Raw genomic sequence first — 12138 nt, 5'->3', positions numbered from 1 at the left:
GCCTCGGCCCTGGCGGCCAGCGGCCGCCGGATCGCGGCCGGCACGGTCGCCGTGGCCGTACTGCTGCCGGCGGCGATCCCCGGGCTCCACCCGCGCGGCGTGTTCGGCGTGGGCGGCGGCTCCGGCAGGGGCACGCAGACCGTGACGACGCCCGACCCCCTGGTCAGCCTGAAGCGGGAGCTGACCCGGCTGGACGACTCGACCGTGCTGACCTACCGCAGCGACGCCCCGGAGAGCCCCGGCTACCTCCGTCTCTACGCCCTCGACCGGTTCGACGGCGACCGGTGGACCTACAGCCCGCTGAAGAGCAGCTCCAAGGACCGGCTGAGCGGCGACCGCGCCCTCCCCGCCCCGCCGGGGCTGACCGCCGCGCCCTCGCGCGAGGTGACGACCGAGGTGCGGGTGCGGCCGGAGGTCAAGAACATGACGTTCCTGCCGGTGCCGTACGCCCCGGCCAAGGTGTCCATCAAGGGCGACTGGCGGGTGCACGGCCCGTCGCTGATGATCTACTCGCTGCGCGACTCGGCGGGCGGACGCTCCTACACCGTCAGGAGCCTGATCCCGCAGCCGACCGCCGGGCAGCTCGCCGCCTCGGGCCCCTACCCGCCCGAGATCGTCGCGCACTACACGGCGGTGCCCAAGAACGTCCCGCCGCAGGTCAGGAAACTCGCCGCGGACGTCACCGCCGGGTCGGCGACCGCGCTCGGCCAGGCCGTCCGGCTGCAGCGCTGGTTCACCCTGTCCGGCGGGTTCACCTACGACCTGTCCGCGCCCGCGCCGCAGCACGGCAGCGACCTCGTCGACTTCCTCCTGCACAGCAAGCGCGGCTACTGCGAGCAGTTCGCCGCCGCGATGGCGCTGATGGCGCGGATCCTCGGGATCCCCTCGCGGGTCGCGATGGGCTACACCCCGGGCAGCGAGGTCAAGCCCGGCGAGTGGGTGGTGCGGTCGCGCGACGCGCACGCCTGGCCCGAACTGTACTTCGAGGGCTCGGGATGGGTGCGCTTCGAGCCCACGCCGAGCGGCGCCGCCGGGCAGGGCACGGCCCTCGCCCCCGCGTACAGCCAGCCCGCGGTCAGCACCGGCGGCGGGCCGGACGACCAGGTCACGCAGGCGCCGGACACCTCGTCGCCCGACGCGGGCTCGACCGCCACGCCCAGCGGTCCCCGGCACCGCAACGACGAGGGCGCGGGCGCGGCGACCGACGTCCAGGAGGGCGACGACAGCGGGTTCACCGCGACGCGGTGGCTCGCCGGCGCCCTGCTGGTGCTGCTGCTGATGGCCGTGCCGATGACGCTGCGCTTCTTCACCCGGTGGCGCCGTTGGGCGGCCCTGACCGCCTCGCCCACCGGGACACCGACGCGCAAGCGGCGCAAGGCCTCCCCTGGTCCGGCCGAGGAGGCGGACCCGCGCCGCAAGCGGACGCCGGATCCCGCCGTGCCGGGGAAATCCCCGAACGGGACGCGGACGCCCGATCCGGCCGGGGCGGCGCACGCCGCCTGGCAGGAGATGCGCGCGGACGCGCTCGACCACGGCCTGGAATGGCGGGCCAGCGACTCCCCGCGCGCCGCCGCCCGCCGGCTCGGGGAACTGCTGGAGATGGACGCGCCGAGCGTTCAGGCCCTCACCCGGATCGCCCGCGCCGAGGAACTGGCGCGCTACTCGCGGACCCGCGCCTCCGAGCCCGCCGAGCGGCTGCGCGCCGACGTGCGGATCGTCCGGGATGCGTTCGCCGCGTCCGTGGGGCGCCGGGCCCGGTGGCGCGCCCGCCTGCTGCCGCCGTCGACGGTGGAGCAGACCCGCACCGCGCTCCGCACCGCCGGAGACCGCGCCCTCGACGCCACCGCCCGACTGAACGACCTGCCGTCCCGCCTCCGCCGCCGGTAGGCGCTCACCCCCGGACACACGTTCGTCCCGGCCCCGCGGAAAAGCCCGCGTACGGCCGGGACGAGTCGTCTAGCCGGCACCGAGTGGCTCAGTCACACACTGGAGGGACGACCGCCCAAGGCCCCCGAAAAGGGACTGAGCGTCGTCTTCCGCTTCGCTCCAGACGCCGCTCAATCACATCCTGGGGGGACAACCCCCAGCCCCCCCGAAAAGGGGACTGAGCGTCGTCTTCCGCTTCGCTCCAGACGCCGCTCAATCACCCTCGGTGCGGCGGCGCCAGCGTTCCTCCATGCGCTCCATGAAGCCCGCCTTGGCGGGGCGCGCCTGGCGGCCGCCTCCGCGCGCGGGCTCGTTGCCGATGCCCGTCATCCGCTTCCAGCTCGTCAGCGCCCAGACGCAGCACACGACCATCAGCAGGAAGCCCGTCACGCTGACGGCGATCGTGACCGTCCCCGCGTTGATCACTAGGCCGGCCATCAGCGCGCAGACGCCCACCGCGAAACCGAGGGCCGCCTTGACGATCCGGCGCTTGTAATGGACCTGGGGGTTGGTCGAGCGAACCGCGTGAGCGAACTTGGGATCCTCGGCGTACAACGCCGATTCGATCTGTTCGAGCATGCGCTGCTCGTGCTCAGACAGCGGCACGGCACCTCCCAGCGACAGCTCCGCGACGGAGTATCCGATGCGGGACGCGAACGTCAACGGTGATATGCCCAGAATACGAGGACTCTCGAGCGTACGAAAGCGAACGGCCCGCCGAGGGCCCGGCGCCGGTCACCTCACAGCCTTCTTTCATTGTCTTCCGTCCCTGCCGTCCCCTGCGTCACCCTCCGCCGCACGCCGAACCAGCGCGGCGGGGCGCACCGCGCCGCGCCCGAACCGGTGCGCGACCTGATCCATGGCTCGCTCGGCCTCACGCCAGCCGCTGTCCGGCTCGTCGAGGGCGAGCTGACGGGGGGCCTCGCCGGCGGGACCCAGGTTCTCCACCCGCACCCCGACCAAACGGAGTCGTACCCGTTCCAGGCCCGACGCCTCGTACAGCTCGCGGGCTGTGACATAGATCACACGAGCCAGGTCGGTGGGCTCGGCCAGCGTGCGCGCCCGCGTGATCGTCTTGAAGTCGGCCATCCGCAGTTTGACGCTGACCGTCCGGCCGGCGTTCCCGCTCTCGCGCAGCCGCGCGCCGACCCGCTCCGCCAGCCGCAGCAGCTCCCGCCGGATGATCTCGGGATCGTCGACGTCGGTGTCGAAGGTCTCCTCGGCGCCGATGCTCTTGTCGGGCGTGTGCGGAACGACCTCGCGCGGGTCGCGTCCCCACGCCAGCTCGTGCAGGTGCGCGCCGAGCGCGTTGCCGAGCTCGCGCTGCAGCGTGGCGAGGGGCACCTGGGCGAGCTGCCCGACGGTGCGCAGCCCGAGCCGGGTGAGCGCCTGCTCCGTCCGCTCGCCGACGCCCCAGAGGGACGCGACGGGCAGCGGGTGCAGGAAGTCGACGGCGCCGTCAGCCGGCACCACGAGCAGCCCATCGGGCTTGCACCGGGTCGAGGCCAGCTTCGCGACGAACTTGGTGGTCGCGACGCCGACCGAGCAGGTGATGCCCTGCTGGTCGCGCACCTGGTCGCGGATGAGCTGCGCGATCTCGGCGGGACGGCCCAGCCGCCGCCGGGCGCCCGCCACGTCGAGGAACGCCTCGTCCAGCGACAGGCCCTCGACCAGCGGCGTGACGGAGCGGAAGATCTCGAAGACCGCGGCGGACACGCGGCCGTACTTGCCGTGGCTCACCGGCAGCACCACGGCCTGCGGGCACAGCCGCCGCGCCCGCGTCATCGGCATCGCCGAGTGCACGCCGAACCGGCGCGCCTCGTAGGAGGCCGCGGACACCACGCCGCGCGGCCCTGCGCCGCCGACGACGACGGGACGCCCGCGCAGCTCGGGCCGCTCCAGCAGCTCGACGCTGACGAAGAAGGCGTCCATGTCGACGTGCAGGATGGTGCAGCCGGTGTCGTCGGCGGGCGGGCCCGGCTGCGGCCCCGGCCGGTGCAGCTGCTGCTTGCGGCTCACGGTGCTAGCCGGCCGGTTTGTCCGCCACCAGGTGCAGCTGGGTGGCGAGGTCCCGCAGGACGGGATGGACGGCCGCGACGGACTCCAGGGCGATGAGCGCGTCCGCGGAGTCGGCGTCGCCGTCGAGCAGGCCGCTCGGCACCAGGTCGGCGAAGATCCGGACGCCGTGCAGCTCGGCGACCCGCAACCCGGCGCCGCTCACCAGCTCCGACAGCGACTCGCGGGTGAACCGGCGGGGCATCCGGTCGCCCTCGCCCCACCGTCCGGACGGGTCCGTCAGCACCCGCCGCGCGTCGTCGAAGTGCCCGGACACGGCGCGGTGCAGCGCGGCCGCGACCTGCCCCGCCGCCAGCACGCTGACCGAGCCGCCCGGGCGGACGGCGCCGGTCAGCGCCGCCATCGCCGCGCCCGGATCGTCGACGTACTCGAGGACGCTGTGGCACAGCACGAGGTCGGCGGCGTCCGGGCCGAGCAGGTCGGGCAGGTCCACCGCGTCGCCCTGCACGGCGCGCACCCGCACCCCGGACTCGGCGGCCCGGCGCTCCAGCGCGGCCAGCGCGTCCGGGTTGGCGTCGACCACGGTGACCCGGTGCCCCAGCTCGGCGAGCGGGACGGCGAACCCGCCGGTCCCCCCGCCGACGTCCACGACATCGCTCTGGCCGGCCTCGGGAGTGATGCGGTCGAGGACCGCGCGCAGGGCGTCCCACAGGACGGCACTGCGCACGCGACTGCCACCCCGCACCCGCTTCTGCTGCCGGCCGGTCACACCCGCTCCCCTAACGTTGGTCATCAAGGAGAGCTTATTGCAGTGCACTCCTCCTCCACGCCCGGCCGCCCACGGAAGTCACGCGCTCGCCGGCAGGTCCGAGCGATGCCGATGCGGGTACGGCCGAGCACCCCGCCCCAGCCCGCTCCGCAACCCCGCAACCACCTCAATGGCCGCGATCGCGTCCGAAGGCAGGTTCGAGCTTGCGAGAACCTGATCGCGCAGCGAGCCGCAAGGCGAGACGAAGCGATGCCAGCGATCGCCCGCTTTTATCGACGATGGAGGGCCGCCAAGGCCCGAAGGAGGAGATAAGAGCTCAAAGACTCAGCGAGGGCTTGAGTTGCTGGAGGCGGGAGAGGAGGCCGTTGACGAAGCGGGGGGACTCGTCGGTGGACAGCTCGGTGGCGAGGCCCACCGCCTCGCTCACCGCGACGCCGTCGGGGACGTCGTCGACCCACAGGAGTTCGAACGCGCCCATCCGCAGGATGTTGCGGTCGACGACGGGCATGCGTTCGAGCGTCCAGCCGGTCGCGTAGGTGGCGAGCAGCTCGTCGATGCGCTCCCGGTTCTGCTGGACGCCCTCGATCAGCCGGACGGCGTGCGGGTACTCGGCGAGCTCGTCCTGGTTGGGCCGGCCGCGGGCGGCGAGCACCGCCGTCGGCTCCTCCTCCCGGAGCTCGGCGGCGAACAGGATGTCGAGGGCGAGTTTCCTGGCCTTGGTGCGCGCTGCCATCTCAGGCGCGGCCGAGGTACTCGCCGGAGCGGGTGTCGACCTTGACCTTCTCGCCGGTGGTGATGAACAGCGGGACCTGGATCTGCGCTCCGGTCTCCAGCGTGGCCGGCTTGCTGCCGCCGGTGGAGCGGTCGCCCTGCAGGCCGGGCTCGGTCTCGGTGATCTCCAGCACGACGGCGGCGGGCAGCTCGACGTAGAGCGGGTTCTCGTTGTTGAAGGCGATCACGGCGTTCTGCTCGGGGAGCAGGTAGTTCGCCGCGTCGCCGACGACGGCCGCGGGGATGTGCGGCTGGTCGTAGGTCTCGGTGTCCATGAAGACGAAGTCCTCGCCCTCGCGGTAGAGGTACTGCATCTCGCGCTTGTCGACGCTGGCCACCTCGACCTTGGTGCCGGCGTTGAAGGTCTTGTCGACGACCTTGCCCGACAGCACGTTCTTGAGCTTGGTGCGGACGAACGCGCCGCCCTTGCCGGGCTTGACGTGCTGGAACTCCTGGACGGTCCACAACTGGCCGTCGATGTTCAGCGTCATGCCGTTCTTCAGGTCGTTCGTCGTCGCCACTGCGTTGTTCTCCCGGTCGCGGGCCCGCGCGTCCTACAGGACGAGCAGGTCCTTGGTCGTTGTGGTGAGGAGCTCCGGCCCGCCCGCGCGGACCACCAGCGTGTCCTCGATGCGGACCCCGCCCCGGCCCGTGAGGTAGACCCCCGGCTCAGCGGTGATCGGAACCCGATCCATCAGCTTACCGGTCTTGTCGTACCCCATGAGCGGCGCTTCGTGGATCTCCAGGCCGACGCCGTGCCCGAGGCCGTGGGTGAACGCCTCGCCGTGCCCGGCCTCCGCGATGACGTCGCGGGCGGCGGCGTCCACGTCCTTGGTGTCGGCGCCGGGCAGCGCGGCGGCCAGCGCGGCGGCCTGGGCGCGGTGGACGAGGTCGTAGACGTCCCGCTGCCAGGCGGCGGGCTCGCCGATCGCGACGGTGCGGGTCATGTCGGCGTGGTAGCCGCCGTAGAGGGCGCCGAAGTCCATGGTGACGAGGTCGCCGCGCTGGAGCTCGCGGCCGCCCGGATGGTGGTGCGGGACGGCGCCGTTGGGGCCGGACGCGATGATCGATTCGAACGCGGGGCCTTCGGCTCCCTGGTCCACCATGGCCCGTTCGAGGGCGATCGCGACGGCGCGCTCGGTGACCCCGGCGCGGATCTCGGGCAGGACGGCCTCGAACGCGCGGTCGGTGACGGCGCACGCCTCGCGCAGCAGGCCGATCTCCTCCTCGTCCTTCACCATGCGCAGCTCTTCGACGAGACGGCCGAGCGGGACCAGTTCGGCGGCGGCTCCGTCGGGAGGCGCGACGCCGAGGAGGGCCGTATGGTGCTCGACGGTCAGGTCGTGGGCCTCGAAGCCGATGCGGCCGTGGCCGTCCTCGGCCGCCCGCCGCACCAGCGCCTCCGCCACCTGGCGGTCGACGACGACGGGCAGTTCCGGGCAGACCTGCGCGGCCATCCCGGCGTAGCGGCCGTCGGTCGCGAGCACGGCGGGGCCGTCGGCCGGGACGAGCAGCGCGGCCCGCGAGCTGTCCAGACCGGTCAGGTAGCGGACGTTGACCAGGCGGGTCACCAGCAGTGCGGCGGCGCCCCGGTCGGCGACGAGCGCGGCGAGCCGGCGGCGCCGCGCGTAGTGAGTCTCCCCCATGGCCAGGACTCTAGATCATCGCGAGACGGCCGTCTCAACGCGGTCACGAACATGAAGAACCCTCGACTTCTGGTCGAGAGCTGGCCTAGCGTGACCCGGCGTGTGCTCCGTCCCCCCGAACGTCCGACCCCGTGGACTTCCCCAGGAGTGATTCCCCTTGACCCGAGTCAGCCGTAGAAGACTGCTGGGCACAGGCGCGCTCACCGCCGCGGGAGCGGTCGTCACCGCGGCCGCGGCCCCCTCCGCCGCCGCCCGCACGGCGCCGCTCACCGCCGACGTGGTGATCGTCGGCGCCGGGCTCTCCGGCCTCACCGCCGCCCGCGACCTCGTCGCGGCGGGCCGGTCCGTGGTCGTGCTGGAGGCGCGGGACCGCCCCGGCGGCCGCGTCTACGGGATGCCGCTCGGCGACGGCACCACCAACGAGGGCGGCGCCGAGTTCATCGGCCCGACACAGGACCGCATCGCCGCGCTCGCCGAGGACATGGGCGTCGACACCTACGCCACCTACAACGAGGGCAAGAACGTCTACTACCGGGACGGCAAGCGGTCGCTGTACGCGACCGACGGCCTGCTCGGCGCGGTCCCGCCGGACTGGGGGGTGGTCGACCTGGAGCTGGCGCTGCTCAAGCTCGGCGGCATGGTCAAGGAGGTGCCGGTCGGCGAGCCGTGGAAGGCGGCCAAGGCGGAGGAATGGGACGCGCAGACCTTCCACACCTGGTCGCGGGCCAACTCCCTGAGCAGCGGCGCGCGGTTCCTGATGGACGCGTTCGCCTCCTCCACCCTGTCGATGCGCTCGCAGGAGGTCTCGCTGCTCTACCTGCTGAACTACGCGGCCTCGGCGGGCAACGAGGCCAACCCGGGGACGATCGACCGGCTGATCCACACGAAGGGCGGGGCGCAGGAGTCGCGGTTCGTCGGCGGCTCGCAGGAGGTGCCGGTCCGGCTGGCGGCGCGGCTCGGCGACATCGTCCACTACAACGCGCCGGTCCGGTCGATCGCCGTGGAGGCGGGCGGCGCGACGGTGACCGCCGACGGGATCACGGTGTCGGCCAAGCGGGTCGTGGTGGCGATGTCCCCGGCGATCGCCGGAAAGATCGACTTCTCGCCGGCGCTGCCCGCGAGCCGGGCGCAGCTCATGCAGCGCTACCCGATGGGATCGGTCTCCAAGTTCGTCGCCGTCTACGACACGCCGTTCTGGCGGGAGGACGGGCTGACCGGGCAGGCCGTGGCCGACAGCGGCGCCATCGACGCGACGTTCGACAACAGCCCGCCGGACGGGTCGCGGGGCATCCTGATGGGCTTCATGAACCAGGCCAACATCAGGAGGCTGGACGGCGCGCCGGCCGCGGACGTGCGGGCCGCGGGACTCGACTCGTTCACCAGGCTGTTCGGGGAGAAGGCCGCGAACCCGAAGCTGACCGCCTTCCAGCGCTGGGACAACGAGACGTGGAGCGGCGGCGGTCCCGTCGGCGTCGCCCCGCCCGGCGCGCTCACCGCGTTCGGCCCGGCGCTGCGGGAGCCGTGCGGCCCGGTCCACTGGGCGGGCACCGAGACGTCCGGCTACTGGACGGGCTACATGGACGGGGCCGTCCGCTCCGGCGAGCGCGTCGCCAAGGAGGTCGACGCGGCGCTCTGAGCCGCCCCTCCCGAGCCGTTCCCCGCACGATTCCGCCGGCCGCGAGAAGTAAGGATCAGATGGCGATCCGGTCGGCGGATCCGCGCGTCTCATCCAGGGACACGGACGGACGACGGAACGGGTTCCGATGGTGGGGTACGGGAAACGGCCGGAGTGGGCGGTGGCGGCGCTGCTGGCGGTCGGCGCGCCCCTGACCGGGGTGGCGCTGATCGTCGCTCAGGCCGCCCTGAACGCCTACGGGCCGTCGGCGCTGGCGGGCAACTGGGCGGGCACGGCGCTGTTCTTCGTGATGATGATGGCCGGATACGCCCTGCTGGTCTTCACACAGCTGCGCTACGAGAACGTCCTGGTCTTCTTCGGCGCCTTCTTCCTGCTGGGCATCGGAGCGTCCGTGGTCGCGGGCGCGGTGTCGGACCAGGCTCTGCACGAGCGTGGCCGGACCACGGCGTGCACGGTCCAGAAGGTCGACCGGCGCGAGGTCACCAGCACCGACAGCAACGGGAACACGACCACGGACGTCTACTACGACCACGACCTCGCCTGCGCCGAGCCGCGGGTGCGGACGATGACGACCGGGTCCGAAGTCGCGGATCGAGGCGAACGCGTCCAGGTCCTGTACGACCCGCGCGGCCGCCTCGATCCGCGCCCCGCCGGCTCGGTGGGCGATCCGGGCGCCTCCCTGAGGTGGGGATCCGCCCTCTTCGGCGGCGGTGTCCTGCTCCGCGTGCTGTTCGAGCTGGACGTCCCGCCGTTCGGGCCCGGGACGGGTTTCTGGCTGGGCCGTCTCCGCCGCCGTCGGAGGAGGCGGCCCGTCAGAGTCCGGCGGCCATCTCCTTGACCTTCTCGATCAGGGCGAGGCGGCTCTTGTGGTCGCCGGCGATCGGGGCCACGTTGAGGGTCGTGACGCCGGACTCCTTCATCGCGGCGAGCCGCTCCCGGACGTGCCCCTCGGGGCCGATGAGGGACATCTTCTCCAGCAGCTCCTGGGGGACCTTCGCGGCGGCCTCGTCCTTCTTGCCGTCCAGGTACAGGTCCTGGATCTCCTCGGCCTCCTTCTCGTAGCCGTAGCGCCGGGCGAGGTCGTTGTAGAAGTTCTTGCCCTTGGCGCCCATGCCGCCGATGTAGAGGGCGGCCATCGGGCGGCCGAACTCCAGGAAGCCCTGCACGTCGTCGCCGATGGCGAGCGGGGACTGCCCGACCACGTCGAGCTCGCCGAGCGCGGGGTCGCGCTTGGCCTTCCCTGCCGCGAGCGAGGGGCCCCACACCTCCGCGGCCTTCTCCGGCATGTAGAAGATCGGCTCCCAGCCGTTGGCGATCTCGGCGGTCAGCTCGACGTTCTTCGGGCCGATCGCGGCGACCATGATCGGGATGTCGGCGCGCACCGGGTGGTTGATGAGCTTGAGCGCCTTGCCGAGGCCGGTGCCCTGCCCCTCCGGCAGCGGCAGGTGGTAGTGCTTGCCGTCGTGCTGCACGCGCTCGCGGCGCCACACCTTGCGGCAGATCTCGATGATCTCCCGGGTGCGGCCGAGCGGCGCGGTGTAGGGGACCCCGTGGAAGCCCTCGATGACCTGCGGGCCGGACGCGCCGATGCCGAGCGTGAACCGCCCGTCGGAGACGTAGTCCAGCCCAGCGGCGGTCTGGGCGATCGCGGTCGGGGTGCGCGAGTAGATGTTGAGGATGCCGGAGGCGATCTCCACCCGCTCGGTCCTGGCGGCGATGTAGCCCATCTGGCTCACCGCGTCGAAGCTGTAGGCCTCCGCGACGTAGACGATGTCGAGGCCGGCCTTCTCGTAGTCGGCGAGCTCCTCGACGGTCTCCTTGAAACCGCCCGAGTAGCTGAGCGCCATACCGATGCGCATGGTGTCCCGCGCCCCTTCCTAAACCGAATCCGATTCCAGTCGAACGTAACCTACTCCCGGCCCGCGTCCGAGAGGAGGGGTCACGGCAGCGCGGGACCGTTCAGCGCGTCCAGCGCCTGCCGGTACATCGCGGTGCGGATCGTCGCCACCACCGCTCCGTTCTTGCTCGCCAGCGACGCCGCCCACTCCACGGCGGCGGGCAGCACCTCCTCCTCGGACGCGGTGCGCTGCACGATCCCGGCCTCGCGCGCCTGCTCCGCGGAGTAGCGGCGGCCGGTGATCATCGCCTCGTGGGCGGCGGCCTTCGGCAGCCGCGCCGTGATCAGCGCGTTCATCCCGGGGGTGAAGGTCATGCCGAGGTCCACCTCGGGCAGGCAGAAGTAGCCGCGGTCGGTGCGCATGACGGCGAAGTCGTGGGCGAGGGCGAGCATGCCGCCCCCCGCGAAGGCGTGGCCGTTCAGCGCCGCGATCGTCGGCATCGGCATCGACAGGACGCGCGCGTACAGGGCGTGCACGCGCCGCAGGTACTCCTCGAACCTGTCCTGGTTGGCGCCGAGCCATTCCAGGTCCAGGCCGTTGGAGTAGAACTTGCCGGTGCCGACGGTGACGAGCGCGCCCGGGCCGTCGTTCTTCGCCACGGAGTCGAGGGCGCCCTCGACCGCGTCGAGGAACTCGGGGCCGAACCGGTTCTCGCCCGCGTCGAACCGCAGGACGTACACGTCTCCGTCGCGCTGGAGGTCGATCACGAACGTCTCCTTCTCCCCTGCCCGGCCCCGCTCTTGGAGCCGGTTCGTATCGCGTCCCGTACCGCGTTCCTGAGGTGACCCTACTCGCGAGTACTAGTTATGACGTCCGGCATAGTCAAAGTTCTCCATGACGGTCGTCATGGTCAACGCGAGGACCGTATGATGAATGTCATAATCGTCCCATGGGGACGGACAGCAGGGAACGCATGGTGCGCAGCGCCGCCTACCTCTTCCGCGAGCGCGGCTACAGCGGCACCGGGTTCCGCGACGTCATCACGCACAGCGGCGCCCCGCGCGGGTCGATCTACCACCACTTCCCCGGCGGCAAGGCGCAGCTCGCCGAGGAGGCCGTCCGCTACGCCGGCGAGTTCCTCAACGCCGGCATCCTCGCCGCCACCGAGGGCGGTGACGCCGCGTCCGCCGTGGACGCCTTCACGGGCTGGTGGCGGCAGGTCCTGATCAAAAGCGAGTTCCGCGCCGGCTGCCCCGTCGTCGCCGTCACCGTCGAGTCCCACGACGAGGCCCCGCAGCTCGCCGCGGCCGCCGCGGCGGCGTTCGGGCGCTGGCAGGACACCCTCGCCACCGGGCTCGGCAACGCCGGCGTCCCCGACGACCGCGCGTCCCGCCTCGCCCGCCTGATCGTCGCGGCCGTGGAGGGCGCCACCATCCTGTGCCGCGCCCACCGCGACGTCGCCCCCCTGGACGACGTCGTGGCCGAGCTCAAGGACATGGCCCGCAGCGCCGCCGAGGAGGGCTGAAGCCCGTCTCG

At 72.5% G+C, this 12138-nt stretch carries 12 protein-coding genes; 4 read left to right on the top strand and 8 right to left on the bottom strand.

Features of this window, described 5'->3' with window-relative positions:
• On the top strand, positions 1–1887 hold a 1887-nt coding region (locus tag AB0K37_RS11970; protein ID WP_363978675.1), incomplete at its 5' end, for a DUF3488 and transglutaminase-like domain-containing protein.
• Between the two features lie 252 nt (positions 1888–2139).
• On the opposite strand, the gene AB0K37_RS11965 is transcribed toward AB0K37_RS11970, so the two are convergent.
• The 6 genes from AB0K37_RS11965 to AB0K37_RS11940 all read right to left on the bottom strand — a co-directional run bounded on the left by AB0K37_RS11965 (position 2140) and on the right by AB0K37_RS11940 (position 7128).
• Positions 2140–2532 carry a DUF3040 domain-containing protein gene (locus AB0K37_RS11965; RefSeq protein WP_185023574.1) on the bottom strand — a complete coding sequence of 131 codons (393 nt, stop codon included), beginning with the start codon at positions 2530–2532 and terminating at the stop codon, positions 2140–2142.
• A 147-nt stretch (positions 2533–2679) separates the two neighbouring features.
• Positions 2680–3945: a DNA polymerase IV gene (locus tag AB0K37_RS11960; protein WP_363978672.1), complete on the bottom strand. Its 1266-nt coding sequence runs from the start codon at positions 3943–3945 to the stop codon at positions 2680–2682.
• A 4-nt stretch (positions 3946–3949) separates the two neighbouring features.
• The gene (locus tag AB0K37_RS11955; protein ID WP_363978669.1) at positions 3950–4669 is read right to left on the bottom strand and encodes a methyltransferase domain-containing protein; all 720 of its coding nucleotides are present in this window, start codon (positions 4667–4669) and stop codon (positions 3950–3952) included.
• Between the two features lie 358 nt (positions 4670–5027).
• Complete coding sequence (nusB, locus tag AB0K37_RS11950; protein ID WP_363978666.1) at positions 5028–5444, bottom strand: transcription antitermination factor NusB; 417 nt, start codon at positions 5442–5444, stop codon at positions 5028–5030.
• 1 nt (position 5445) lies between these two features.
• On the bottom strand, positions 5446–6003 hold the full coding sequence (gene efp, locus AB0K37_RS11945; protein WP_179833869.1) for an elongation factor P: 558 nt from the start codon (positions 6001–6003) through the stop codon (positions 5446–5448).
• A gap of 33 nt (positions 6004–6036) precedes the next feature.
• Positions 6037–7128, bottom strand: a complete 1092-nt coding sequence (locus AB0K37_RS11940) for a Xaa-Pro peptidase family protein (RefSeq protein WP_363978662.1) — start codon at positions 7126–7128, stop codon at positions 6037–6039.
• Between the two features lie 157 nt (positions 7129–7285).
• On the opposite strand from AB0K37_RS11940, the gene AB0K37_RS11935 reads away from it, so the two are divergent.
• Both AB0K37_RS11935 and AB0K37_RS11930 read left to right on the top strand, forming a co-directional pair.
• Entirely contained in the window at positions 7286–8764 is a 1479-nt protein-coding gene (locus AB0K37_RS11935) for an FAD-dependent oxidoreductase (protein ID WP_363978659.1), read from the top strand.
• Positions 8765–8924: 160 nt separating this feature from the next.
• Positions 8925–9602: a hypothetical protein gene (locus tag AB0K37_RS11930; RefSeq protein ID WP_363978656.1), complete on the top strand. Its 678-nt coding sequence runs from the start codon at positions 8925–8927 to the stop codon at positions 9600–9602.
• Here AB0K37_RS11930 and AB0K37_RS11925 read toward each other — a convergent pair.
• Positions 9577–10623: an LLM class F420-dependent oxidoreductase gene (locus tag AB0K37_RS11925; RefSeq protein WP_363978653.1), complete on the bottom strand. Its 1047-nt coding sequence runs from the start codon at positions 10621–10623 to the stop codon at positions 9577–9579. The genes AB0K37_RS11930 and AB0K37_RS11925 overlap by 26 nt on opposite strands.
• An 80-nt stretch (positions 10624–10703) precedes the next feature.
• A complete protein-coding gene (locus tag AB0K37_RS11920; protein WP_363978650.1) occupies positions 10704–11369 on the bottom strand; it encodes an enoyl-CoA hydratase-related protein in 666 nt (221 codons plus the stop codon).
• A 182-nt stretch (positions 11370–11551) separates the two neighbouring features.
• Between AB0K37_RS11920 and AB0K37_RS11915 the strand changes: the two genes are divergently transcribed.
• Positions 11552–12127, top strand: a complete 576-nt coding sequence (locus tag AB0K37_RS11915; RefSeq protein WP_363978647.1) for a TetR/AcrR family transcriptional regulator — start codon at positions 11552–11554, stop codon at positions 12125–12127.
• Positions 12128–12138: the final 11 nt, after the last annotated feature.

Source organism: Actinomadura sp. NPDC049753, from assembly GCF_040674655.1.
Classification (GTDB): domain Bacteria; phylum Actinomycetota; class Actinomycetes; order Streptosporangiales; family Streptosporangiaceae; genus Spirillospora; species Spirillospora verrucosospora.
This window is presented reverse-complemented; position numbering and strand designations above follow the sequence as displayed.

Coding starts and splice junctions, on each gene's coding strand:
- AB0K37_RS11915 (WP_363978647.1), top strand. CDS start 11,552: ATGGGGACGGACAGCAGGGAACGCATGGTGCGCAGCGCCGCCTACCTC.
- nusB (WP_363978666.1), bottom strand. CDS start 5,444: ATGGCAGCGCGCACCAAGGCCAGGAAACTCGCCCTCGACATCCTGTTC.
- AB0K37_RS11940 (WP_363978662.1), bottom strand. CDS start 7,128: ATGGGGGAGACTCACTACGCGCGGCGCCGCCGGCTCGCCGCGCTCGTC.
- AB0K37_RS11925 (WP_363978653.1), bottom strand. CDS start 10,623: ATGCGCATCGGTATGGCGCTCAGCTACTCGGGCGGTTTCAAGGAGACC.